Source organism: Arthrobacter gengyunqii, from assembly GCF_023022985.1.
In the GTDB taxonomy this organism is placed as follows: Bacteria; Actinomycetota; Actinomycetes; order Actinomycetales; family Micrococcaceae; genus Arthrobacter_B; species Arthrobacter_B gengyunqii.
Genome location: NZ_CP095461.1, coordinates 2,667,310 through 2,691,044, shown reverse-complemented (window position 1 = coordinate 2,691,044; position 23,735 = coordinate 2,667,310). Strand labels below are relative to the sequence as shown.

The 23,735-nt window shown below is 65.9% G+C and carries 20 protein-coding genes and 1 tRNA gene; 7 read left to right on the top strand and 14 right to left on the bottom strand.

The features are described 5' to 3' along the window. Positions 1–62: 62 nt before the first annotated feature. Positions 63–3,980, bottom strand: coding sequence for an ATP-dependent RNA helicase HrpA (hrpA, locus tag MUG94_RS12285; RefSeq protein ID WP_227906328.1), 3,918 nt, complete (start codon positions 3,978–3,980; stop codon positions 63–65). A gap of 13 nt (positions 3,981–3,993) precedes the next feature. Then, positions 3,994–4,992: a helix-turn-helix transcriptional regulator gene (locus tag MUG94_RS12280; protein ID WP_227906326.1), complete on the bottom strand. Its 999-nt coding sequence runs from the start codon at positions 4,990–4,992 to the stop codon at positions 3,994–3,996. A 124-nt stretch (positions 4,993–5,116) separates the two neighbouring features. On the opposite strand from MUG94_RS12280, the gene MUG94_RS12275 reads away from it, so the two are divergent. From MUG94_RS12275 to MUG94_RS12265, 3 genes are all read left to right on the top strand, one after another. Beyond that, on the top strand, positions 5,117–5,692 hold the full coding sequence (locus tag MUG94_RS12275; protein WP_227906323.1) for a DinB family protein: 576 nt from the start codon (positions 5,117–5,119) through the stop codon (positions 5,690–5,692). A gap of 84 nt (positions 5,693–5,776) precedes the next feature. Continuing rightward, a complete protein-coding gene (gene fabG / locus MUG94_RS12270) occupies positions 5,777–6,550 on the top strand; it encodes a 3-oxoacyl-ACP reductase FabG (RefSeq protein ID WP_227906320.1) in 774 nt (257 codons plus the stop codon). Positions 6,551–6,552: 2 nt separating this feature from the next. Next, positions 6,553–7,005 carry a MaoC family dehydratase gene (locus MUG94_RS12265; RefSeq protein WP_227906318.1) on the top strand — a complete coding sequence of 151 codons (453 nt, stop codon included), beginning with the start codon at positions 6,553–6,555 and terminating at the stop codon, positions 7,003–7,005. A 77-nt stretch (positions 7,006–7,082) separates the two neighbouring features. Here the strand turns inward: MUG94_RS12265 and MUG94_RS12260 are convergent, their stop codons facing one another. The 7 genes from MUG94_RS12260 to MUG94_RS12230 all read right to left on the bottom strand — a co-directional run bounded on the left by MUG94_RS12260 (position 7,083) and on the right by MUG94_RS12230 (position 13,658). Continuing rightward, positions 7,083–8,420, bottom strand: coding sequence for an ABC transporter substrate-binding protein (locus MUG94_RS12260; RefSeq protein ID WP_227906316.1), 1,338 nt, complete (start codon positions 8,418–8,420; stop codon positions 7,083–7,085). Continuing rightward, a complete protein-coding gene (locus MUG94_RS12255) occupies positions 8,417–9,625 on the bottom strand; it encodes a branched-chain amino acid ABC transporter permease (RefSeq protein ID WP_227906314.1) in 1,209 nt (402 codons plus the stop codon). The genes MUG94_RS12260 and MUG94_RS12255 overlap by 4 nt, the downstream gene beginning before the upstream one ends. Continuing rightward, complete coding sequence (locus MUG94_RS12250) at positions 9,622–10,500, bottom strand: branched-chain amino acid ABC transporter permease (protein WP_227906312.1); 879 nt, start codon at positions 10,498–10,500, stop codon at positions 9,622–9,624. The genes MUG94_RS12255 and MUG94_RS12250 overlap by 4 nt, the downstream gene beginning before the upstream one ends. 1 nt (position 10,501) lies before the next feature. Beyond that, positions 10,502–11,218 (bottom strand): ABC transporter ATP-binding protein, encoded by a 717-nt coding sequence (locus MUG94_RS12245; RefSeq protein ID WP_227906311.1) that lies wholly within the window; start codon positions 11,216–11,218, stop codon positions 10,502–10,504. Then, positions 11,215–12,009, bottom strand: a complete 795-nt coding sequence (locus tag MUG94_RS12240; protein ID WP_227906309.1) for an ABC transporter ATP-binding protein — start codon at positions 12,007–12,009, stop codon at positions 11,215–11,217. Before MUG94_RS12240 ends, MUG94_RS12245 begins: the two co-directional genes overlap by 4 nt. A gap of 78 nt (positions 12,010–12,087) precedes the next feature. Further along, complete coding sequence (locus tag MUG94_RS12235; protein WP_227906306.1) at positions 12,088–13,062, bottom strand: NADPH:quinone oxidoreductase family protein; 975 nt, start codon at positions 13,060–13,062, stop codon at positions 12,088–12,090. Then, entirely contained in the window at positions 13,059–13,658 is a 600-nt protein-coding gene (locus MUG94_RS12230; protein ID WP_227906304.1) for a TetR/AcrR family transcriptional regulator, read from the bottom strand. Before MUG94_RS12230 ends, MUG94_RS12235 begins: the two co-directional genes overlap by 4 nt. 279 nt (positions 13,659–13,937) lie before the next feature. On the opposite strand from MUG94_RS12230, the gene MUG94_RS12225 reads away from it, so the two are divergent. From MUG94_RS12225 to MUG94_RS12215, 3 genes are read left to right on the top strand one after another with little or no spacing between them, the layout of a single operon-like run. After that, on the top strand, positions 13,938–15,077 hold the full coding sequence (locus MUG94_RS12225; RefSeq protein WP_227906302.1) for an efflux RND transporter periplasmic adaptor subunit: 1,140 nt from the start codon (positions 13,938–13,940) through the stop codon (positions 15,075–15,077). Next, entirely contained in the window at positions 15,074–15,781 is a 708-nt protein-coding gene (locus tag MUG94_RS12220) for an ABC transporter ATP-binding protein (RefSeq protein WP_227906301.1), read from the top strand. Before MUG94_RS12225 ends, MUG94_RS12220 begins: the two co-directional genes overlap by 4 nt. Then, positions 15,778–16,971 carry an ABC transporter permease gene (locus tag MUG94_RS12215; RefSeq protein WP_227906300.1) on the top strand — a complete coding sequence of 398 codons (1,194 nt, stop codon included), beginning with the start codon at positions 15,778–15,780 and terminating at the stop codon, positions 16,969–16,971. The genes MUG94_RS12220 and MUG94_RS12215 overlap by 4 nt, the downstream gene beginning before the upstream one ends. A 36-nt stretch (positions 16,972–17,007) precedes the next feature. Here the strand turns inward: MUG94_RS12215 and MUG94_RS12210 are convergent, their stop codons facing one another. The 5 genes from MUG94_RS12210 to MUG94_RS12190 form a co-directional block, all read right to left on the bottom strand. Further along, positions 17,008–18,756 carry a pyruvate dehydrogenase gene (locus tag MUG94_RS12210; protein WP_227906299.1) on the bottom strand — a complete coding sequence of 583 codons (1,749 nt, stop codon included), beginning with the start codon at positions 18,754–18,756 and terminating at the stop codon, positions 17,008–17,010. A 171-nt stretch (positions 18,757–18,927) separates the two neighbouring features. After that, positions 18,928–19,000: transfer RNA gene (locus MUG94_RS12205), tRNA-Arg, on the bottom strand. Positions 19,001–19,082: 82 nt separating this feature from the next. Further along, a complete protein-coding gene (locus tag MUG94_RS12200) occupies positions 19,083–20,624 on the bottom strand; it encodes a ferredoxin--NADP reductase (protein ID WP_227906298.1) in 1,542 nt (513 codons plus the stop codon). Further along, entirely contained in the window at positions 20,621–21,487 is an 867-nt protein-coding gene (locus tag MUG94_RS12195) for an FAD:protein FMN transferase (protein WP_227906297.1), read from the bottom strand. The genes MUG94_RS12200 and MUG94_RS12195 overlap by 4 nt, the downstream gene beginning before the upstream one ends. 11 nt (positions 21,488–21,498) lie before the next feature. Beyond that, the gene (locus MUG94_RS12190; RefSeq protein WP_227906296.1) at positions 21,499–21,963 is read right to left on the bottom strand and encodes a hypothetical protein; all 465 of its coding nucleotides are present in this window, start codon (positions 21,961–21,963) and stop codon (positions 21,499–21,501) included. Positions 21,964–22,084: 121 nt separating this feature from the next. Between MUG94_RS12190 and argS the strand changes: the two genes are divergently transcribed. Then, complete coding sequence (argS, locus tag MUG94_RS12185; RefSeq protein WP_227906295.1) at positions 22,085–23,734, top strand: arginine--tRNA ligase; 1,650 nt, start codon at positions 22,085–22,087, stop codon at positions 23,732–23,734. Position 23,735: the final 1 nt, after the last annotated feature.

Here is a 23,735-nt window from a genome sequence, read left to right as displayed (position 1 = left end):
GCACCACCAGTCTTCGTTTAAGGGCGGATCCGGGAGGGAAGGGGCTGCTGCGAAGATTGACCCTAAGCCGGGGACAAGGCCGCGTTCAGAGCGGTACGGATCCGCTTTTCCGACACCGACCGCACGGTTCCCAGTTCCTGTGCGAAGAAGCTGATCCGCAGCTCCTCGATCATCCACCGGACCTCGGTCAGAGCCGGGGGTGTTCCGGCTCCGGGCAGCAGCGCCGCCACGGCGTCGTCGTAGTCGTCCTCCAAAGCCTGCACGACAGCCATCTGCTGGGCATCACGCTGCACATTGGTGGGCAGCTTTTCCAGCCTCCGCTCAATGCCGGCCAGATAGCGCGGCAGATGGGTGAGCTGCGCATAGCCGGTGCGGGCCACAAAGCCTGGGTACACCAGCGAGTCCAGTTGTGCGCGGATGTCGTTCAGGGCGCTGATGAGGGCCAGTGACTGGGTTCCCTTGAGCGCCTTGGTGATGCGGCGCGTGCTGGAGAGAATCTTCTCCACCGTGGCGGTCACGGTGAAAACGGTGTCGATCAGCTCGGCCCGGACCTTCTCGTACAGTTCATCGAACTGCGCACGGGTCCACGGCAGGGCCTCGGGCGTGAGCTTGTCCACCGCAGCCAGGGTGCAGTCTTCGATCAGGGCGGCCACCGAGCCGTGCGGATTCTGGCTGAAGGTCAGTTTCTCTGCGTTACTCAGGTGCTCCAGGACGTACTTGGCCGGGCTGGGAACGCGCAGCACCAGCAGCCGGATCACGCCGCCGCGCATGGCGACCGCCTGTTCTCCGGGACTCTGGAACATGCGCAGCCCGGCAGTTTTCCCTTCGTCCACCAGCGCGGGATAGCCGGTGACCATGTGCCCGGCCACGAGCCGCTGCACCTGCTTGTCAACGGTGCCGACGCTCCACTCGGTCAGCCCGGTTTGCTCGGCCAATGAGGGGCCCGACGACGATGCCGGCTGCTGCTGGCCCGATCCGTTTCCGGACGGACCGGAGGGCTTGCCTCCGTGCTTGCCGGCAGCCTTGGGCGTAACGGTTTTGGGCGTGGCTCCCAAGGACTCGGCAATGGCACGCCGGGTGGCGGGAGCGAGGGATTCCTGCAGCGCGGCAAGGTCCTTGCCTTCGTCCAGCACCTTGCCGGAGCCGTCCACCACGGTGAAGCTCATCCGCAGGTGCTCGGGCACTGCATCCCAGTTCCAGGACCCGGGCGGAATGATGTGGCCCTTGAGCCGCCGCAGAGCCAGTTCCAAGGAGGGCTCGAGAGCGTCCTGCGCGGGGTCGAAGTCAGAGGCCAGGGCCGATGCGGCCGCACGTGCCACGTCCGGTGCCGGAATGAAGTTCTTCCGGATGGCCTTGGGCAGCGACTTGATCAGTGCCGTGATCAATTCGGCGCGCAGGCCCGGAATCTGCCACTTGAACGGCTCCGGATCGAGCTGGTTCAGGAACAGCACCGGGACCTCCACGCTGACGCCGTCGCCGGCTCCGGCAATGCCGGGGGAGAACTCGTAGCTGAGCGGCAGCTCAAAGTCCCCGTAGGTGAAGACCTTGGGGAAGTCGTTCTCGTCCAGGCCCGCGGCGTCGTCGGTGCGCAGCGCATCGGGGTCGAAGTCCAGCAGTGCCGGGTTCTCGTGCCGGGCGCTCTTCCACCACTTGTCGAAGTGCCGTTCGGAGACCACGTCCTTGCCCACGCGTTCGTCGTAGAACTCGAACAGGGTTTCATCGTCCACGCGCAGGCCGCGGCGGCGGACGCGGTTTTCCAGTTCCTCGACCTCAGCCAGGAGTGCCTGGTTGCGGTGGAAGAACTTATGGTGCGTGCGCCAGTCACCCTCGACCAGGGCGTGACGGATGAACATTTCACGGGACAGTTCGGGATCCACGCGGCCGTAGTTGATGCTGCGCTGGGGGATGACGGGGACGCCGTAGAGCGTGACCTTCTCATAGGCCATCACTGATCCGCGGCTCTTGGACCAGTGCGGTTCGCTGTAGGAGCGCTTGATGAGGTGCGGAGCCACTTCCTCCACCCACAGCGGATCGAATTTGGCGGCCACGCGCGCCCACAGCCGGGATGTTTCCACCAGTTCGGCGGCCATTACCCAGTCCGGGGACTTCTTGAACAGGGCCGACCCGGGGAACACTGCGAATCGGGTGCCGCGGGCGCCGGAGTACTCCCGCTTGCGCTGGTCGTAGAGACCGATGTGGCTGAGCAGGCCGGCGAGGAGGCTCATATGGATTTCTTTGTCGTGGGACACCGGGTCCACCGGGCCGGGGGACAGGGTGATGCCCAGCGGCTTGGCGATCTGGCGCAGCTGGGTAAACAGGTCCTGCCACTCGCGGATCCGCAGATAGTTCAGGAATTCGTTCTTGCAGAGCCGGCGGAAGGCCGACGACGAGAGTTCCTTCTGCTTGTCCTGCACGTAGCGCCACAGGTTCAGGTAGCCGGTGAAGTCGGAGTTCTCGTCCACGAACCTCTTGTGCAGCTCCGCAGCCTTCTGCGCGCGGGCGGCGTCGTCCTTCGAGGGGCGCTCCCGCGGGTCCTGGATGGTGAGCGCGGCGGTGAGAACCATGACTTCCTTGGCACAGCCGCGGGCACCGGCTTCCACGATCATCCGGCCCAGCCGGGGGTCAACCGGCAGCTGGGACAGTTTTCGGCCCACCGGGGTGATGCCGCCGGCAGGCTGCAGGGCGCCAAGTTCCTTCAGGAGGGTAGCGCCGTCATTGATGGCCTTGGAATCCGGAGGCTGGACAAACGGAAAATCCGCCACGTCCTTCGGCCCCTTTGCCACTCCCATGGCGGCCATCTGCAGGATGACGGCGGCCAGGTTGGTGCGCAGGATTTCCGGATCCGTGAACTCCGGGCGGGACTCGAAGTCCTCCTGGGAATACAGGCGGATGGCGATGCCGTCGGAGACACGGCCGCAGCGGCCGGAGCGCTGGTTGGCCGAGGCCTGGGAAATGCGCTCGATGGGCAGCCGCTGAACCTTGGTGCGGTGCGAGTACCGGGAGATGCGCGCGGTGCCGGTGTCCACCACGTACTTGATGCCCGGCACGGTCAGTGAGGTTTCGGCAACGTTGGTGGCCAGGATGATGCGGCGGTGCTTGCCCGGATGGAAGACCTTGTGCTGGTCCGCCAGGGACAGCCTGGCGTACAGCGGCAGGATTTCGGTGTTGGCCAGGCGGGGCACGCGCTGCACGGAGGAGCGCAGCGCATCGGCGGCGTCGCGGATTTCGCGCTCACCGGAGAAGAACACCAGGATGTCCCCAGGGGCCTCGCGCGAGAGTTCCTCCACGGCGTCACAGACCGCGTCCACCGGATCGCGGTCTTCCTCCAGCTCATCGTCAACGTCTTCGTCGTCGGATCCGCCGTCGGCGGGCTGGTTCAGCGGACGGTAGCGGACCTCCACCGGGAACGTGCGTCCGGACACCTCAATGATGGGGGCGGGCTTGCCGTCCGCGGCGAAGTGCTCGGCGAAGCGTTCCGGGTCAATGGTGGCCGAGGTGATGATGACCTTCAGGTCCGGGCGCTCCGGGAGGAGCCGGCGCAGGTAGCCCAGGATGAAGTCGATGTTCAGGCTGCGCTCGTGAGCCTCATCGATGATGATGGTGCTGTACTTCTTCAGCTTGCGGTCATGCTGGATTTCGGCCAGCAGGATGCCGTCGGTCATCAGCTTGACCTTGGTCTTGCGGCTGGTCTCACCCGTAAAGCGCACCTGGTAGCCCACTTCGTCGCCCAGTTCGACGTCGAGCTCCTCGGCGATGCGCTCAGCCACCGTGCGTGCGGCGAGCCGCCGCGGCTGGGTGTGTCCGATGAGCCCCTTCTCCGCCAACCCGAGTTCCAGGCACATTTTGGGGATCTGGGTGGTCTTGCCGGAACCGGTTTCGCCCGCGATGATCGTCACCTGGTTGGCGGCAATCGCAGCCATGATGTCTTCGCGGCGCTCCGAAACGGGCAGCTGGGCGGGGTAGGAAATAGTCAGTGCCATGATTGCTTCCAGTCTAGTGGCTGGAATCTTCGGCGTTCCCGTATTCCGCCGAGGGCTGGACATCGGCGGCACGCTGGAGCAGCGCTGCCGCAGCCCGCGCCCGATCGCGCATCTCGGCCGGTGCCAGGATTTCGAAGTCGATGTCCAGCGCGGCCAGGCGCATCAGCGGCAGATCCAGGGAATCCCACCCGCCGCGCAGGATGGTGTGCCCCGGGCCGTCGGCTTCCAGGCTGGCTGCCTCCGGCGGTATCCGGTCCCGCAGATCGGCAATGGGCGCCGCCAGCCGCAGTACGACGTCGTACCGGTAGGGAAAGCGCGTAATGGAGTCCTGGACATAGGCGGCCATGTCCTTGGCGGGCAGGGCGCGCGGAAAGAAGCGCTCCCGGATGGCAGGAATGCTCTGGCAGCGGTCCATCCGGAAGGTCCGCCAATCCCGCCGTTCCAGATCCCACGCGGCGAGGTACCAGCGCCGGCCGGTGCTGACAAGCTTGTAGGGTTCCACCAGGCGCCGCGCCGAAACCCCGCCGACGGCGGTGTAGCGGAAGGCAACCACACGATGTTCGGCAATGGCACCGGACAGCGCGGTGAGCGTTTGCGGGTCAACGGTGGCGGCGTTTCCTGCCAGCACGCTGATGGACTGGCGCATCGCGGAGAACTTTGGCCGCAGACGTCCGGGGAGGACCTGTTCCAGCTTTGCCAGCGCCCGCACGGATGCCTCGCCGATTCCCGCCACGGGACCGGTGGCGACGGCGGCCAGGCCCAGCGCGACGGCGAGCGCTTCGTCGTCGTCGAGCAGCAGGGGCGGAAGCTGGGCACCGGCTCCCAGCTGGTAGCCTCCGGCAATGCCCGGGGACGCCGAGATCGGATAACCAAGGCTGCGCAACTTGCTGATGTCGCGCCGCACCGTGCGCTCGGTGACCGTCATGCGGTCTGCCAGGGCCGCCCCGGTCCACTCGCGCCTCATCTGCAGCAGCGACAGCAGGTGCAGCAGCCGTGCCGAGGTTTCCAACATGCTTTCAAAGTACTCCGCATCGCGGACAAAAGCTGTCCTGATGCGCTTTTAGGGTGGGATGGAGCAGGGGCGGGAGCCGGAACCGCCGGCTCACCTGGAAGCTCGGACCCTGAGGAGGATGTTCATGGATGCTTTCGACTTCACCGGGCTGCTGACGGACCAGATGCAGTGGCACTGGAAAAACCAGGCGCGCCCCCGGCTGCAGGGCCTCACGGATGATGAGTATTTCTGGGAGCCGGTGCCGGATGCCTGGAATGTGCGGCCGCGGGGAACGGGAACCGCGGGGATGCAGGGGGGATCGGGGAGTTTCACGATCGACTTTGAGTATCCGGAACCCGTGCCGGCACCTGTCACCACCATTGCCTGGCGGATCGGACACCTTCTGGTGGGCGTGCTGGGCGCGCGGAACGCCGCGCATTTCGGCGGGCCGGCCGTCAGTTACGAGGACTTCGAATACCCCGGAACCGCGGCAGAAGCCCTGGACCTGCTGGATGGGTATTACGGGACCTGGATCCGGTCGGTCTCAGCTCTGGACGAAGCGGCGCTCGCCGCTCCGGTGGGGGAAGCGGAGGGGAGCCGGGCGCAGGCGCCGATGGCGGAACTGGTCCTGCACATCCACCGCGAGATGATCCATCACCTCGCCGAGGTGGCACTGCTTCGGGATCTCTACGCCCACCGGGCGGACGCAGCAGGTAATTAGCGCAGCTCGCGGTGCGTTGCATACGTACCGTCCGGTCGGTACGCTCAGCCTCACTATGATGCAGCTCACATTCTGAGGAGAAACATGACCGAAGCCCAAGCACCTCCTGTTCAGCGAACCGCCATCGTCACCGGATCAGGACGCGGCATTGGTGCCGCCGTCGCATCGAGGCTGGCGGCCGACGGCCACCGCGTCGGTGTCATTGACCTGCGGGAAGAGGACACCGCCGCCACAGTGGAGGCCATCAACAATTCCGGGGGAAAGGCCGTGGGAGTGGGGGCGGATGTCTCGGATGCAGGCGCCGTCGAAACCGCCGTGGCCCGGATCGCGGACGAACTGGGCGCACCAACCATCCTGGTGAACAATGCGGGCATCCTCCGCGACAACCTGTTGTTCAAGATGACGGACACCGATTGGGATGCGGTCATGGGTGTTCACCTGCGCGGCGCCTTTTTGATGAGCCGTGCCGTGCAGGCGCATCAGGTGCAGGAAAAATGGGGACGCATCGTCAACCTTTCCAGCACCTCGGCCCTGGGCAACCGCGGCCAGGCCAATTACTCCGCTGCCAAGGCAGGACTGCAGGGATTCACCAAGACACTGGCCATCGAACTGGGCCGCTACAACGTCACGGTCAACGCGATTGCGCCGGGGTTCATCGAAACCGACATGACGCGGGCGACGGCTGAACGGATCGGAGTGCCCTTCGATGACTTCGTGAAGCATGCAGTGGCCGAGATCCCGGTGGGCCGTGCCGGAACACCTGCCGACATCGCTGCTGCGGCGTCTTTCTTCATCAGGGAGGAAGCCTCCTTTGTTTCCGGTCAGGTGCTGTACGTAGCCGGCGGACCGAGGGCTTAGCAATGGCGCACTTTTCCTCCGTACAGGAGTTGGAAGCGGCCGTGGGGCAGCGCGAAACCACTGACTGGATCACGATCGACCAGGGCCGCATCAACCGGTTCGCCGACGCCACCGACGATCATCAGTGGATTCACACTGATCCTGAACGGGCAGCGGCCGGTCCGTTTGGCGCCACCATCGCCCACGGTTTCCTGGTCCTCTCGCTGCTGCCGGCGCTGGCGTCGGACCGGGTGAGCCTGGATGGCACCGTGATGGGCATCAATTACGGTCTGGACCGTGTGCGGTTTCCACACCCCGTGCCGGTGAACAGCCGCGTCCGGGTGGTCTCCGAACTGGCCAAGGTCGAGTCCACAGGCCAGGGCGTCCGCGTCGTCACCGGCATCACGATTGAACTGGAGGGGGCGGACAAGCCGGCGGCAGTTGCCGACTGGATCACCCTGTACGTGCTGGCCTAGCAGCACTCCAGCCAAAGGTAAGGGCCCGCCGGTGGCGGGCCCTTACCTTTGTTGTTCGGGCGGTCTCCCGCCGGCGTCTACTCCGGGATGCCGTTCTGGGGCATTGCGGGACGGTCTTCCGTGTAGGCGCTGACGGAGTCTCCGTCAACGGCAAACGGCGTCCCGGTGTAGGACTGGACGCCGCCCGAGATCAGCGTAATCATCCCGCCGGTGTACCCGGCGTGGCTGTCCTCGCTGAAGCCCAGCGGCACATGGCCGTTGCCCTGCACCTCCCCGGACTCCAGTGCCTCCAACAGCGACTCCCTGGTGGGGTTCTCGCCGGCCTCGTTCAGGGCCTCGGCGAACAGGTAGCCCAGGGACATGCCGAAGATGGTGTTTCCGTCGAATTCAGCACCGGGGTTGTACTCCTCGTTGATCTCCTTGAACTTGGCCGTCCACTCGTCGTCGGCGTCGGAATAGGACGGAAGGTAGTTGGCGCTGATAAACCCCTCCAGGAGCTTGTCGGTGTTCTCACCCAGGTAACTGGCCAGGGTGTTGTAGTCTCCGCCGGCAGAGGACGCCGCCCACTTGGGGAAGTAGCCCAGCTTGGCCGCCGTTCCGATGGCCTGGGCGCTGAAACCGTTGATCGAGGCCAGGAAGTTCACATCGCAGCCGGCCGCCTGCATGGCACTGATCTGGGCGGCGACGTCAGTGTTCGCGGTGGAGTAGACCTGCGAACTGGCGAGTCCGCCGCTGCCGAGCGCCGACTCGAGTCCGGTCTTGAAGTCGGCACCGAAATCGTCGTCCTGCCCGAACAGGCAATAGGTCGCATCCGGGAATTCCTCCTGCACGTATGTCGCCAGGACTTTGGCCTCGGTGTCATAGTCCTGCATGAAGCCGTAGGTGTAGGGGTAATCCTCAGGCTGGTTCCAGGTGGGACTGCCGGAGGCAACAAACAAATCCGGGACCTCGTTGTCATTCAGGAAGTCCAGCACCGAGCTGTGCGGCGGTGTGCCGAGGCCGCCGAGGATGGCGAAAACTTCGTCCTGGAGCACCAGTTCACGCACCACGCTCTGGGTGTTGGCCGGGTTGTAGCCGTCATCCTTCACGCTGTACTCGATGGTGCGGCCGTGGATTCCGCCGTTCGCGTTCACGTAGTCGAAGTAGGCCTTCGTGGCCGGGGAAATGGAGGCATATCCGGCCGCCGCCGGTCCGGTGAGGGGCTGGTGCGTTCCCACTTTGACTGTGCTGTCGGTGATGCCGGGAACGTCCTCGGTTGCCTCCGGGGTGCCCTCGCCGGAGGAACCGCAGGCTGCGAGGGTGAGGGCGGCCGCCGTGACGGCTGCTGCGAGGACGGAGCGCCTGGATCGCCCGGAGGCCGTTCGCCGGGAAGCGGTGGTGCTGCGGACGGAGCCGGTGTGCTGGGAACTAGTCATCGTTGACCTTTCGTGGTGGACAGTGTTTCTGATGGCGGATTTTCTGCTGACGTGCCGGACTGCGGTGCGCTGCCGGCGACGCCGGCAGCAGCGGATGGAGTTGGGGGAGAGGACTCGGAACCGGGAACGGGAACGGGGACGACGGCGGTCGCGGCAGGCCCAGCGGGACCAGCTCCGGGGGAGAAGCGGGTCCGGATCCGGCGCCCGCCGGCGGAGAGCAGCCCCTGGATGCCGCGGGGGGCAATCAGGATGACGAGCACCAGGATGGTGCCGAACACCGCTATGGCGAGGTTGCCGTCCAGCCGGGAAGCGACATCCGCGGACACCGGCAGAGCGGCGGTGAACGAATTAACCGCGTAGGGCAGGAACACCATGATCAGCGCCCCCCAGACGGCGCCGGTCAGTGAACCAATGCCGCCAATAACGGCTGCCATCAGCAGGTAGAGGGACAGGACCAGCGAGTACGCTCCTGGACTGGCGCTTTGGGTGACGTAGGCGAGGAGGCCGCCGCCCAGGCCCGCCGCTGCTGCGCTGACGGTGAAGGAGATGATCTTGGTTCGGGCCGCGTTGACCCCGGAAAGCGAGGCCGCGGCGTCGTTGTCACGCACGGCCCGCAGCTGGCGCCCGAACCGTCCGCGCAACAGGTTGTTCAACACCACCATCACGGCGACTGCGCAGAGGATCGCCAGCCACGCCTGCCATTGCTCGTTGCTCACTGTGCCGCGCAGCGCGGCCGGACGCTTCTCCACGGTGATCCACAGGCCCTGGTCCCCGCCCAGGATGTTGGAGAAGGTGCTGGTCACCGCCGGGATGGCCACCACCAGGGCGAGAGTGAAACCGGCCAGATAGGGGCCGTGCAACCGTCCGGCGGCGCATCCGATGATTACGCCCAGGAGGGCGGCTCCCAGGACTGCGGCACCGAGCGGAGCCAGCAGCAGGAGGAGGCCTTCCACTCCCGCTTCGGCCAGCGCGTTGGCGCTGAGCGCGTAACTGTAGGCACCGGCGGCCATGAGAGCGGCCTGCCCGAGGGAAAGCTGCCCTCCGGCACCGGTGAGCAGGGTCAGGCCGGCCACGGCACACAGGTACGCGCAGGCCGTGGCCAGTTGATAGGACCGAAAGGGTTCGATGGCGAAGGTGAGCCCGATCAGTACCGCTGCCGCGGCAGCAGCCAGCAGGAGGGAAGTCAGTGGTGTCAACGGTTTCACGCTGTGCGCTCCTTCGTCATTGAGAACAGTCCCGCCGGGCGGAGCAGCAGCACCACCAGCAGCAGGACCAGCACCGCGATGGGGGCCAGGGTGGAGCCGAGATATCCGCTGACCCAGCTGAGCACCACACCCACGGCCAGTCCGCCCGCAACAGCACCGCCCGCGGAATCCAGTCCGCCCACCACGGCAACGGTGAACGCGTAGACAAAGACTGTGTCCACAGCATGCGGATTCAGGCCCAGCTCGGTGGGAATGATGAGCAGCGCAGCGAGGGCGCCGACGGCGGAGGACAACGCCCAGCCCAGGGTCAGCATGCGCGAGGACCGCACTCCCAGCAGCCGTGCCAGGTCCGGCGCAAACGCCGAGGCGCGCAGCCTCAGCCCCAGTGAAGTCTTGGTGAAGAGCAGGGCCAGTCCGACGACGATCAGCCCCACACAGGTGAAGATGAACAGATCGTAGGGGGAGATGGCGCTGACGCCGCCGATGGAAATCGGTGTTGTGCTGAACGGCGTGGCCATGGCCTTGTACCCGTTGCCGAATACCATGCCCAGGATGGCCTGGATAACCAGCAGCAGTCCCAGCCCGGCAATCACGGAGTTCAGCGGGTTGGTGTTTCCCACGAAGCGCATGACGGTCCGTTCCACGAGGGCGCCAAGCACCAGGCCCGCGACGACGGCGGACGCCAGCCCCAGCCAGTAGTTGCCGGTGGCACTGGTGACGGTGAAGGCGATGTAGGTGGTGGCCACGGCCATCGCGCCCTGTGCGAAGTTCACAATGCGTGCGGCGCGCCAAATAATCACGAGGGAAAGGGCGAAGGCGGCCAGCACGGCGCCGCGCGCCAGTCCGTCGACGGTAAGGAAGAGAAATCTGTCCATGTCAGAACCCCAGGTAGGTGTGGCGCAGGTCGGTATCCGCAGCCAGGTCGGCGGCGGGGCGGGCGGCGACGACGGATCCCAGGTTCAGGACCACGCCGTCGTCGGCCACGGAAAGGGCACTGCGGACGTTCTGCTCGATCAGCAGGACGGTGAGGCCTGTGTCGTCGCAGAGGCTGCGCAGCAGGCCCAGGATCTGGGCGGTGATGCGCGGGGCAAGGCCCAGAGACGGTTCATCGAGAAGCAGCAGCCGGGGGCCGGCCATCAGGGCGCGGCCCAGGGCGAGCATTTGGCGTTCGCCGCCGGAGAGCTGATGGCCGGGGGCTTTGCGGCGCCGGTCCAGTGGTTCAAACAATTCATACATGCGTGCCAGCAGGGCTGCGGCCGCGGCCCGGTCGCGGCGCCACAAACCGCCCAGGCGCAGGTTCTCCTCCACTGTCAGCTCGGTGATGACGCCGCGCCCCTCGGGCACCAGGGCGATGCCGCGCCGCACCATGTCTTCCACTTTGGTCGCCGCCAAATCGGCGCCGTCGAAGCGGATGCTTCCCGCCGCCGGCTTCAGCTGGCCGACGACGGTGCGGAGCAGGGTGGTCTTGCCCGCGCCGTTGGCGCCGACGACGGCGGTGATGCTGCCGGTTTCCACGCTGAGGCTGACGGCGTGCAGGACGGGGACCGGGCCGTAGCCGGCGCTGACCGAATCCAGGACCAGCAGCCCGCTCATGCCGGCTCAACTCCCAGATAGGCGTCGGTGACGGCCTGATTGGCGCCAATTTCGGCCGGGGTGCCCTCGGCGATCAGTTTGCCGAAGTCCAGGACCGCGATGCGCTCGCAGACATTCATGACCAGGTCAACGTGGTGTTCCACCAAGACCACGGAACAACCGGTCGCCGGAACGGAGCGGATGATTTCGGCCAGCTCATCGATGTCCTCATGGGCGAGCCCGCCGGCGGGTTCGTCCAGGAGCAGAAGGCGGGGAGAGCCGGCGAGGGCCCGGGCCAGTGCCACTTTCTTTCGAATCCCGTACGGAAGGGTGTCCGGCAGGGCGGCGGCAAAGGACACGATGCCGAGGTCATCGAGGCACTGCAGTCCGCGCTCGCGCAGCCGGGCCTCACCGTGCCGGGAGCGGGGCAGGGCCAGGGCGTCCTGCAGGGGGTTGTGCCGGGCCGAGCTCTCCAACCCGAGCAGAACATTTTCCAGCACGGTCAAACCGGGAAACAGGCCCAGTCCCTGCAGGGTTCGGGCAACACCTTGCCGGGTGAGCCGGTGGCGCTGCGGACGGAACGTCTCGCCGTCGAGCTCCAGGGACCCGGACGCCGGAGTGTTGAAACCGCAGATCACGTTGAACAGCGTGGTTTTTCCGGCACCGTTGGGGCCGATAATGCCGACGACGGCGCCTGCCGGAACGGCGAAGGACACCGTGTCCAGGGCAGTGAGACCGCCGAACCGCACACTCACGTCGCTGAAGCGCAGGCGAGGGGCTAAAACCGACTGGTCGGTATGTGGAACTTCCATGAGTACTCCATTGTCTCGGTGAAGGTTGCTTGGGTGCGGTGGCGCGGGGCCGGGCGGCGGTAACGCGGCGGCGGGAAGTTACAGGGTCAGCACCACCCGCCCTGCGGTCTTGCCGTCGCCCAAACGCTGGACGGCGTCGGGAGCGGATGCGAACGGTACCGTCTCGGTGACCACCGGGCGGATTAGTCCTTTGTCTGCCAGGAGGGTGAGCTGTTCATGCACCTCGGCAACCAGTTCCGGGGCTTTCTTGGTGTAGAGGGCCCAGTGCAGCCCGAGGATCGAGTAGTTCTTGACCAGGGCGTGGTTCATGCGGGCGGTCTGCAGGGTTCCACCGGCAAACCCGACGACGATGATCCGCCCTTCGAAGGCGATGCACCGAGTGGAGCGTTCAAAGGTTTCACCGCCCACGGGGTCGTAGATGACGTCGGCGCCGCGCCCGCCGGTTGCCTCTTTGACAACCTCCACGAAGTCTTCAGTGGTGCGGTTGACCACGATGTCGGCGCCGGCCTTCTCCGCCACCAGGCGTTTGGCTTCGTTGCCCACCACGCCGATCACGGTGGCACCGGCGGCCTTGCCCAGCTGCACGGCTGCCGTGCCCACTCCGCCGGCTGCCGCATGAACGAGCAGCGTTTCGCCGGGGGCAATCCGCGCCCGCCGGTGCAGCCCGAAGTGGCCGGTCTGGTATCCGATGCACAGGGCGGCGGCCTCGGCGTCGGACAGGGATCCGGGAGCAGGGAAGGCTGCGGCGGCGGGAACCTGCACCTCCTCGGCCATGACACCCAGATGCGTGGCAATCACGCGGTCGCCCAGCTGGAATCCGGTGACGCCGTCGCCAATTCCGGTGACGGTGCCGCACAGTTCGATGCCGGGCGTGAAGGGCAGTTCCGGTTTTTCCTGGTACTCCCCGCGGCACAACAGCACATCAGGGAAATTCAGTGCCACGGCAAGGGTCTTCAACACCAGTGAGCCCGGTGCAGCGGTGGGGGAGGGCTGGTCGGTGAGGCGCAGCGCCTCACGCGGCTCGGCGAGGGTTACGACGTTCCAGGCTTTCATTGTGCAGATCCTTCCGGTCCGGCAGGCCGCAGCCCGGCGAGGTACAAATCGGTCAGGTGTTTCGCGACCTGTTGCTTGGTCAGGGGTCCGCGCGGCTGGTACCAGTACGAGAGGTAGTGCGGATTGGCGAAGAAATTGGCCACCAGGACGGCGGTGGGAATGTCGCTGCGGAAAATGCCTTCCGCCTGGCCGCGGATGATCAAAGCGCCGAAGACCTCGCTGTAGCTGCGGCGACGGGCTTTCACCTCTTCCAGCCGGTCCGGGCTGAGCATGTGCTGGGAGCGGAAAAAGACGGCGCCTTCACGGATCCACTCGATCGAGGTGATCAGGACGTCTTCACAGGCCAGGCGGACGGTCTCCTCCACCGGAAGATTGCGTGCCGTGATCTCTTCGAGATTGCGGTGCTGGAGGGTAAGGATGCGGTCGTAGATGTCGAAGAGCAGATCGTCCTTGGAATCGAAATAATGGTAGAGCGCGCCCTTGGTGACTCCTGCGGCATCAACGATCTGCTGGACGCTGGTTTTGGCATAGCCTTGGGTGGCAAAGAGGTCCACGGAAACGCGGGTCAGTTCTTCTTTGATGTTCAGGGTTTTCATGGGGCGGTGTTCCGTGTTTCTCGCGGCGGTGGGATCTTGCCAGCCGGGACCCTTTCCTCAACTTCAGGGAACCGACCGGTTGGTATGTCCCACACCCTACCGCTGACCAACCCGGCTCGCGCAAGGGTTTGCGGAAGTATTTCGCCGGCACGCAGAAGGAAATACGCGGTGCTGTCCGCTGCCCCGTGTCATATTCGGCATCACGGTGCCGCGCTGGTAGGTTCCCATTCAATCGGTGCCGAAATGTTGCCCCGGGGGAGAACTTCGACGGGGGAACCGATGACTGTGCGCCGCTATGTCTTTCCAACGCTGTGGCTGGTGATTTTCGCCGTAATGGCTGCAGCTCTTTTCAAGCTCGCCTTCCTGGACGGGCTGCAGGCCGACGCCGCAGCAGGCTATGACCAGCCGAGCGCCCGGATCAGCACTCCGCTGGTCCCTGCCGTTCTCGGAACCGTCACCAACCTGGTCTCAGTACCGGGTTCCGTGGTGAGCGACCCCGCCGTCACGGTGAAGAGCACCAGCGAGGGCACAGTGGATTTCATCTATGTGGAAGCAGGGGAGGCCGTCACTGCAGGGACGCCGCTGTTCCAGGTGAAGACCCTCCTGGAGCCCGAGCCGCAGGCCGCGCCCGTGGCGCCGGCAGACGACGATGAACCGGCAGCCCCGCCTGTTGCGGTGAGCCCGGCCTATACCTACGCCGACGTCGTCGCTGCCTCGGACGGCACCGTCACCGAATTGTCGGTGCTCCTGAAGCAGCAGGTGTCAGTGGGCACAGACGTTGCCTCCATTGATCCCGGCACCTTTTCCGTGTCCGGAACGCTCACCTCGGATCAGCAGTTCCGTATCTTCTCCCGGGCCAACACCGCCATGGTGACAGTCAACGGCGGGCCCGCCCCTTTCCCGTGCAGCGACGTCACCATGGGCAAGACACCCGCAGTGCAGGCCGGGGTGAGCACCCAGGCGCAGGCTGTCGGACCGGCCGCTCCACCCGCAGAGGCCCCGGCCGCCGGAAGCGTGAGCTGCGCCGTTCCGGGGGACACGGCCGTCTTTGCCGGGCTGGGCGCAACCATCGATATTTCCGCCGGTCAGGCCGAGAACGTCATCACGGTGCCGACGACGGCGGTTCGGGGGTCGGTGCAGACCGGTGTTGTCTGGGTGATGCCCAACGGTGCGGACGGTCAGGCAGGAGAAGCTGCCGGAGCAATGCCCGGCGCGGCAGGGGCGGAAACCGCTGGGGGACCGCAGTCCGCAGGGGGCGCCGTCGAACGGGAAGTGGCCCTGGGGCTGAATGACGGCCAGACCGTGGAAATCATGTCCGGCCTGGCCGAGGGGGAAATGGTGCTCCAGTTTGTTCCGGGCGCTCCGGCTGCAGCTGACGAAGGTCAGATGAACGGCATGCCCGGAGTGATGGGCGGATGACTGTCGGCGAGCCCCTGGCCGTACTGACGAAGGTCACCCGCTCGGTGGTCCTGCCGGACCACGGCACCCTGCAGATCCTGACCGGTGTGGACCTCACCGTGTACCCGGGGGACCACCTCTCGATTGTGGGCCGTTCAGGTTCGGGCAAGTCCACGCTCCTGAACATTCTCGGGCTGCTGGACGTCCCCACCACGGGGCTGATGACCTTCGCGGGGGAACCCGTGGAACGGATGGGAGAAAAGCGCCGGGCACAAGCGCGGGGGTCCGCGGTGGGCTTCATCTTCCAGCAGTTCAACCTGCTGGCCGAGCGCACGGCGCTGGAAAATGTCATGACGCCCCTGCTCTACGCCCGCGGCAGGCAGTTCTGGCAGCGGGAGCGCCTGGCGGCGGCCATGCTGGACCGGGTGGGGCTGGGCAGCCGGCTCCATGACCGGCCGTCGAAACTCTCCGGCGGAGAGCAGCAGCGTGTCGCCATTGCGCGTGCCCTGGTCCGCTCGCCGCAGCTCATCCTCGCTGACGAGCCGACGGGCGCCCTGGACATTGCCACCGGGGCGTACGTCATGGACCTGCTCGCGGAGGTGGCCGCAGAATCCGGTGCTGCACTGGTCACCATTACCCATGATCCCAATGTGGCGGCCATGGCCCAGGAGCACTTCCTGCTGCAGGACGGGCAGCTTGAACCGGGACTGCGGGTGGCCGCATGAGTCTCTCGGGAATTGTCGGCACACTGGTCGAGGCGTGGGCGGAACTTCGGATCCAGAAAACCCGGATCCTGCTGGCACTGATCGGCGTCGCCCTTTCCGTGGCCGCGCTGACCACGGTGGTGGGGCTGGGGAACATGGTGCGCGAATCGATCGCCCAGGGCAACGAAGCGGAGAGCGGCAGGCCGGCGACGCTTTCAGTGTCGATGTACTCGATGGACGGGTCCACACCCGATCCGGCACTGGCCACGGCGGCTTACCGGGAGATGACCGAACGCTACGCCGTCGAATATTCCTCGATGGTTTATTCCACGACGGTGCCGTTCCAGCTGTCCAATGGCGTTACCCAGACCCAGGCCACGGTGGTGGACGCGGATTACGAGGTCATGAGGCGGGTACCCATGGTGCAGGGGACCTGGTTCACCGCAGCCGATGCACAGCGGCTGGCACCCGCCGTCGTCATCAATGAAGCCTTCCACGCAAGCCTGGGGAGTCCGGACGTGAGTTCCCACCCCATGCTGACGATCTCCCAGGACCAGGAGATCAGCGCGGTCGTGGTGGGCGTCAGCCGGGACCGGTACGACGGGGAATACCCTCAGGCGTTTATGCTTTCCGAGGCCTACGACAGGCTCGGCATGGAAGCCGCCAGTCCGAGCATGGAGCTCTGGGTGCCCGAGGAACTCAGCGATTCCCTGGCCGCCGTCATCTCCGCGGACCTGACGGCGCAGTTTCCCGGCATGCAGGTTGACGCGTACCGCAGCGACTACGCCGCCTTTGGGGATCCCTTCGGCGGCCTGCAGTGGGCCGTGGGCGGAATCGCCGGGATGGTGATGCTGCTGGGCGCGGTGGGCCTGCTGAACATCTCGATGGTGACGGTGAAGTACCGGGTGCGGGAAATCGGCATCCGGCGCAGTTTTGGGGCCACCTCGGGGCGAATCTTCTTTGGTGTGATGCTGGAGTCGGTGGTGGCTACGTTTGTTGCCGGCGTGTTGGGCGTCATGGCCGCCGTGGCCGTGGTCAAGCTGCCGGTTGTCCAGCAAGCCGTCGCCTCAGGGCTGACGGAGCTTCCTCCGTTTCCGCTGGAAGCCGCACTCATCGGTCTTGGTGCGGCCACAGCCGTGGGGGCGCTCGCCGGGCTGATTCCGGCGTGGGTGGCCGTCCGGGTGAAAGTCATCGACGCGATCCGGTACTGACCTCCGGCATGTTGGAACTCCTCCCGAGCTGACGGGTCAGGACCGGGGCAGGTTGCGCAGGTTGGACCGGGCCATGCTCACTGCTTCTCCCGCGCCCCGGTTCAGGACAACTTTGGACAAGGCCGTGGCAAACCCGAGGACCTGTCCGGTGCTGATCTTGGGCGGGATGGACAGCGCATTGGGATCGGTGATCAGTTCCACCAGGGCCGGCCCCGGGAAGGCGAACGCCTCCCGGTAGGCCCGCATGATGTCCCCGGGATCAGTGACCCGCACGGAGTGAAAACCCATCGCAGCAGCTATGGCCGCGTAGTTCACGTCTTTGACGTCCACGGCGTAGTCGGGCAGGCCGTCCACCAGCATTTCCAGCTTGACCATGCCCAGGGTCGAGTTGTTGAAGAGCACCACCTTCAGGGGAAGGTCATACATCCGGGCAGTCAGGAGTTCTCCCAGCAGCATGCCCAGGCCGCCGTCGCCGCTGACGGAAATCACCTGCCGGTCCGGATAGGCGAACTGGGCACCGACGGCATGGGGAAGGGCATTGGCCATGGAACCGTGCAGGTAGGAACCGATGAGCCGGCGGGTGCCGAGCGGATTGATGTACCGGGCGGTCCAAACATTGCACATCCCGGTGTCCGCTGTGAAAAGCGCGTCCTCATCCGCTGCCTGGTCCAGCAGTGACGCCGCATATTCGGGATGGATGGGCCGCATCCGCCCGACGTCATGGGTGTAGGCACCGACGGCCTTATTCATCAACCGATCGTGCTTTTTCAGCATGTCCCTCAGGAAGGCATCGTCCTCTTTTTGTTCCACCAGCGGCAGGAGCGCCTGAAGAGTGGCCAGCACGTCTCCATGGACGGCTATGTCGACGTCGGTGCGGCGCCCCAGCCGCTCGGCCGCACGGTCAACCTGTGCGGTTTTTGTCTTGGGCAGGAACTGGTTGTACGGGAAATCCGTGCCCAGGAGAACCAGCAGATCGGCGTCCTCAATCCCTTCGGCGGCGGCACCGTAGCCTAGGAGTCCGGTCATGCCCACATCGTTCGGGTTGTCGTACTGGATGAAGTCCTTCCCCCTCAAAGAATGGCCTACGGGGGCGTGGACTTTTGCCGCGAACTCCGTCACCGCATCGTGGGCACCCTCCGCCCCGAGCCCGACAAAGAGCGCCACTTTCCGGGCACCATTCACGGCGTCGGCCAGCTGCCGCACGCTTTCCGCTGCCGGAACCACTGCTGCGGGCACAAACCTGGCCGGCGCTGGTGTGGCGGCGGTGGCGTCGAGTCCGGCAACATCGCCCGGCAGGGTAATAACTGAGACGCCGCGCAGGGCCAGCGCGTGCTGGATGGCGCTTTGCATCACCCGCGGGGCCTGATCGGTGGTGCTGATCAGCTCGGAGTAGACCGAGCACTCGTTGAACAGCCGATCCGGATGTGTCTCCTGGAAAAAGCCGCTGCCAATCTGGACCGTGGGGATGTGTGAAGCGATGGCCAGCACCGGTGCACCGGAGCGGTTGGCGTCGTACAGTCCATTGATCAGATGCAGGTTGCCGGGACCGCAGGAGCCGGCGCACACGGCCAGGCGTCCGGTCAGCTGGGCTTCCGCGGACGCGGCGAAACTTGCCGACTCCTCATGCCGTACATGGATCCAGTCAATACCGCCCTTCCGCGAACCTCCGGTCCGGCGGACAGCGTCGACGATGGGATTGAGGCTGTCCCCGACGATTCCGTAGATGCGCTGGACGCCTGCTGACCGAAGCTGATCGATGAGTTGGGTGGCAAGCTGTTTGGCCATGACGACTCCCGGTGTCTGCAGCAGAGGACGTCAGGCTACGGCAGCGGGGTGCGCCAATGACAGGGTGCCGGATGCGGTATCTTCGCCGAGCTCAATAAATGACCAAAAGACCGGGCAAACAAAAGAACCCCGCAGCCGGAAACCGGTGCGGGGTTCTTTCTTGTCTCAAAGTGCCCTCGATAGGATTCGAACCTACGGCCTGTTGCTCCGGAGGCAACCGCTCTATCCCCTGAGCTACGAGGGCAAGGACGCCGGTAAACCGGCAGGTCCTGTGGGACTCAAGAAGCTTAGCAGGTCCGGCGCGCCGTGTGAAAACACGGCCGAAATCAATAGCCCAGAAAGGCATCCGTCTTGATGGTGCGGCCGCCGGCTCCGCGAACCGCGGCGCGTGCCGCAGCCACTGCCCCCGGAGACCCGGACACGTAGGCGGCGCGCCGCGCAATGTCCGGAACCGCCTGGACCAGGGCCTGCGCATCCGGCAGGCCCGGGCCCAGCCAGGTCCATCCGCTGATCTGCGGGTCCGTGGGGGTGCAGACCAGGACCCGGATCCCCATCCCGTGCAGCTCCGCCGCATAGGCCAGTTCCTCCACCGAAGAGGCAGCGTAGACCAGGACGATGTCGGATGCGCCGGCAACCGCCCCCGTCTGCCCGCGTGCAGCCAGGGACCGCAACTGGCTCATAAACGGAGTGATGCCGACGCCGGACGCCACCAGCAGCAGCGGAACGCCCGGACGTCGGGGGAGCAGGAAGTCCCCGGCCACGGACGTTCCGGTAACAACGGCGCCGGGCTTCAGCTTCAGCAGGGTGGACTTGAAGGAGCTGACCGGCTCGGTGACGCGCAGCCCCACAGCCACGGTTTCCGGTTTTTCCGGTGCCGTGGTCAGGCTGAAGATCCGGCGCGCGCCGCGGGCATCGGGGCTGGCATGGGGCAGGCTCAGTTCCACGTATTGTCCCGGCCGAAACTTCAGCGGACGCAGGGGCTCAAACACCAGCTCCCGGGCGGTGGGGGTCAGAGCCCGGTTTTCGCGCAGCCGCAGCCGGATGCCCGCCCGCGGTGCCAGGGCAAAGGCCAGCAGGTTCCCGAGGAGCAGCGCCAGCTCGGGGGACATATAGACGGGACCCAGGTTCAGCGGCAGGGCGAACAGGACGCCGACGACGGCAGCCTCCAGCAGGCGCTGCCAGCGCCGGGGCGGCAGCGTGAGCGGCTCGGACAGCATGAAGCCCGCGAAGAACAGCACGGGGTAGGACGCGAGCAGAGTGGCAAGCGCAGTCGTCAGCGGTTCCCCGCCGGACAGGAACCGCGCAATGATGATGGCGCCCGATGCCAGCAGGAACACTCCGGCCATGGGCAGCAGCCGGTTGCGGTAGAGGATCAGCGCGGCGGCGGGCAGGACAACCACCAGCATCAGCGGTGCCGCCACCCACCAGACGGCGCTGTTCAGGCCGGTGACGGCCAGCAGGGCTGCGCCGAAGGCTGCGGGATTGAAGATGTGCCGGCCGCGCCACACCAGCAGGTACTTTGACGCGGTGGCGGCCCCGGCGGCGAGCGCCACGGTCAGCAGCTGGGATCCTTCGGTGGTGGGCCAGAACAGGAAGAAGAGGAGCAGCCCGGTGATCAGCGAGGAATCGGTCTGCGGCCGGGTGCGGAACAGCAGTCCCATGACCCGGCTGGCCACGAGGGAGGAAGCGACGGCGGTGGCGGCGGTGGCTGCGAGTTCGGCCGGGGTGTAGAACAGCTGTCCGGCAGCGGAGAGCACAAAGGACCACGCCGTCATGGCCAGCAGCAGGACAACGGTCAGCCGGTACATCGTCCAGCGCCCGGTCAGGGCGTCCAGCCGGCGGGACGTGGCGGACAGGGAAACGCTCATGAAAACAGGGCTCCAGCCATGAAAGGTGAGAAGGTGGCCCGTCCGTCCGAGAACATCCGCACATAGTCAAAGGCGAATTCTTCGGCGAGCGTGCCGGGGTCGGTGAAAAACAGGGCGGTGGCGAGCCCGTCGGCGGTCATGGCGTCATCGGCCAGCACCCAGGTTGCTGCCACGGACTCCACCGGTCGGCCGGTTTCCGCATCAACAATGTGGTGCAGGCCGTCTCCCCATTGCCGGCGGTTGGCCGCGGAGGCACACAGCGCGCGGTCCTGCAGCGGAAGGACCCCGATGGCTCGGGTGGTGTCATACGGATGTTCCAGCGCTATCTGCAGCGTGCCGGTGCCGGCATGCCGCAGATCGGAGCCGGCGTCCACCGTCAGCTCTGCGTGCCCTGCCGCGTGCAGCAGTGCAAAGACAAGGTCAACCAGCTGGCCCTTGCCGGCGGCGCCGATGTCGAAGGTCACCGGCACCGATGTGCTCAGCGCCGTCCGGTCCCCGTTCACCTGCCAGGATGCGGCCGCCCGCCAGTCCGGTGCCGGGGAGGGACCTGCGGAAGCAAACGAATACACCGCGTCATAGCCGAGTTTTTCCAGGGATGAGCCCACCAGGGGATTCACGGTGCCTCCGCTGAGCCGGAACAGGTCATCGAAGAGAGTGAGCAGCGGAGCGGCGGAAAGCGGCAGGTCCACGGTGCCGGGCGCCGCCGCAAGCGGTGCAATGACCGAGTCCTGCCGAAAACGCGAGTAGATCCGGTCATAGGAGTCCACCAGTTCCAGCACGGCCGCCCGCAGCGGATCCGTCAGCGGCACGGCGGTGCTTACGGTCCAAGCCGTGCCGATGGCGTCGAACGTGAAATCCGGCATGGCAGGGCCGGTCAGCCCGCGGCTTCGGTCCGGATGGAGTCAAGGGCCTTGTTGAAGCCGGAGCTGGTCAGCGAGGAACCGGCAACCTTGGCCACGTCCAGCTCGTCGAGGCTCTTGCCCACGACCTGCTCTTGGACGCCGGAGGTGAATTCGCGCTGGTACTGCTTGGAGGTGGGATTGTTGCCCGAGGTGCTGACCGACAAGTCCGTGACGACTCCGTCTTCCAGCGTCAGGGTCACATCCACTTCCTCCGTCTGATTGGACGGGGGAATGTAGCTGCCCTGCGCGGAGTATTCCCCGTTGGCGTAGCTGCCGGCCGGTGCCGGAACCGCGGTTGCCGGGGCGGCAGCGGTCGACTCAGGAGCAGCGGAATCGCCGGCGCCGGACGCGCCGTCGTCTGTCGTTCCGGCGCAGGCGGTGGAGGCCAGCGTGAGGGAAGCGGCGGTAAACAGCAGGGTTTTGCGTGAGGGGGTCAATGTCTCTCCTGGGGTGGGGGTCCGTATCCATTACAACGTATTCGGATGTGCTCCGCCTGTGCACAGGGTGTTGCCTTGCCCACCGCAGGAACGGCTCCTGCCCGGAGGCTATGCTTAACCGGTGACTCCTGAAGAACTTTCCTCCGCCGTAACTGCCTGCCTCCAAGACGCCATCGATGCCGGTGACTTCAGCATCGACGTGCCCCGGGAGGTGCGCGTGGAGCGGCCGAAAAACCGCGACCACGGCGACTGGGCCACCAACATTGCGCTGCAGCTTTCCAAGCAGGCCGGAATGAACCCCCGCCAGTTCGCGGAGATCCTCAAGGGACGCCTCGAAAAGATCGACGGCGTGGCCAAGGTGGACATTGCCGGACCCGGCTTCCTGAACATTACGCTCGACGCCGGTGCCGCCGGCGAGCTGGTCAAGACCATCGTGGATGCCGGCGACTCCTACGGCACCTCGGAAGTGCTCAAGGGCACCCGGATCAACCTCGAGTTCGTCTCAGCCAACCCCACCGGACCCATCCACCTGGGCGGAACCCGCTGGGCCGCCGTCGGCGACGCCCTGGCCCGCATCTTCTCTTCGCAGGGCGCCGAAGTCACCCGCGAGTACTACTTCAATGACCACGGTGCACAGATTGACCGCTTCGCCCGGTCGCTGCTGGCCTCGGCCAAGGGTGAACCGGCTCCGGAGGACGGCTACGCCGGCGGCTACATCGAGGACATTGCCAACCGCATCCTTGCCGCCGAACCGGACATCATGGAACTGCCCGATGCCGAAGCGCAGGAGCACTTCCGCGCTGCGGGCGTCGACTTTATGTTCACCGACATCAAAGAATCCCTGCACAACTTCGGCGTGGACTTCGACGTCTTCTTCCATGAGGATTCCCTGCACGAAAACGGCCAGGTGGACAAGCTCCTGGAACAGCTCAAGGGCTCCAAGAACCTGTACGAGAAGGACGGCGCCTGGTGGCTGAACTCCTCCGAGTTCGGCGATGACAAGGACCGCGTGGTCATCAAGTCCGACGGCAACGCCGCCTATATTGCCGGGGACATCGCCTACATCCAGAACAAGCGCGACCGCGGCTTCGACCTGAACTTCTACATGCTCGGCGCCGACCACCACGGCTACGTGGCCCGGCTCAAGGCCGCTGCAGCCGCCCTGGGCCACGACCCGGAGTGCGTCGAGGTGCTGATCGGCCAGATGGTGAACCTGGTCAAGGACGGCAAGCCCGTGCGCATGTCCAAGCGCAACGGCACCGTGGTCACCCTCGAGGACCTGGTGGACGCCGTGGGCGTGGACGCGGCCCGCTACACGCTGGCCCGCTTCTCCGCCGACTCCAACATCGACATTGACCTGGATCTGCTGACCAAGCGCAGCAACGAGAACCCGGTGTTCTACGTTCAGTACGCCCACGCCCGCACCTACGCCCTGGCCCGCAATGCCGAGGCCGCCGGCGTGGACGATTCCGGCTTCGACGCGTCGCTGCTGACCCACCCCACCGAAGGCGAACTGCTGGCCGCGCTGGGACAGTATCCCGGCGTCGTCGCGCAGGCCAGCGCCTTCCGCGAACCGCACCGCGTGGCCCGCCACCTGGAAGTTATCGCCGGCACCTACCACCGCTGGTACGACGCCTGCCGCATCGCACCGCAGGGTGACGAGGAAATCACCGATGTGAACCGCACCCGCCTGTGGCTGAACCTTGCCACCCGCCAGGTCCTGGCCAACGGCCTGGGCCTGCTGGGAGTCTCCGCACCGGAACGGATGTAAT

Coding starts and splice junctions, on each gene's coding strand:
- hrpA (WP_227906328.1), bottom strand. CDS start 3,980: ATGGCACTGACTATTTCCTACCCCGCCCAGCTGCCCGTTTCGGAGCGC.
- MUG94_RS12280 (WP_227906326.1), bottom strand. CDS start 4,992: ATGTTGGAAACCTCGGCACGGCTGCTGCACCTGCTGTCGCTGCTGCAG.
- MUG94_RS12275 (WP_227906323.1), top strand. CDS start 5,117: ATGGATGCTTTCGACTTCACCGGGCTGCTGACGGACCAGATGCAGTGG.
- fabG (WP_227906320.1), top strand. CDS start 5,777: ATGACCGAAGCCCAAGCACCTCCTGTTCAGCGAACCGCCATCGTCACC.
- MUG94_RS12265 (WP_227906318.1), top strand. CDS start 6,553: ATGGCGCACTTTTCCTCCGTACAGGAGTTGGAAGCGGCCGTGGGGCAG.
- MUG94_RS12260 (WP_227906316.1), bottom strand. CDS start 8,420: ATGACTAGTTCCCAGCACACCGGCTCCGTCCGCAGCACCACCGCTTCC.
- MUG94_RS12250 (WP_227906312.1), bottom strand. CDS start 10,500: ATGGACAGATTTCTCTTCCTTACCGTCGACGGACTGGCGCGCGGCGCC.
- MUG94_RS12245 (WP_227906311.1), bottom strand. CDS start 11,218: ATGAGCGGGCTGCTGGTCCTGGATTCGGTCAGCGCCGGCTACGGCCCG.
- MUG94_RS12240 (WP_227906309.1), bottom strand. CDS start 12,009: ATGGAAGTTCCACATACCGACCAGTCGGTTTTAGCCCCTCGCCTGCGC.
- MUG94_RS12235 (WP_227906306.1), bottom strand. CDS start 13,062: ATGAAAGCCTGGAACGTCGTAACCCTCGCCGAGCCGCGTGAGGCGCTG.
- MUG94_RS12230 (WP_227906304.1), bottom strand. CDS start 13,658: ATGAAAACCCTGAACATCAAAGAAGAACTGACCCGCGTTTCCGTGGAC.
- MUG94_RS12225 (WP_227906302.1), top strand. CDS start 13,938: ATGACTGTGCGCCGCTATGTCTTTCCAACGCTGTGGCTGGTGATTTTC.
- MUG94_RS12220 (WP_227906301.1), top strand. CDS start 15,074: ATGACTGTCGGCGAGCCCCTGGCCGTACTGACGAAGGTCACCCGCTCG.
- MUG94_RS12215 (WP_227906300.1), top strand. CDS start 15,778: ATGAGTCTCTCGGGAATTGTCGGCACACTGGTCGAGGCGTGGGCGGAA.
- MUG94_RS12210 (WP_227906299.1), bottom strand. CDS start 18,756: ATGGCCAAACAGCTTGCCACCCAACTCATCGATCAGCTTCGGTCAGCA.
- MUG94_RS12200 (WP_227906298.1), bottom strand. CDS start 20,624: ATGAGCGTTTCCCTGTCCGCCACGTCCCGCCGGCTGGACGCCCTGACC.
- MUG94_RS12195 (WP_227906297.1), bottom strand. CDS start 21,487: ATGCCGGATTTCACGTTCGACGCCATCGGCACGGCTTGGACCGTAAGC.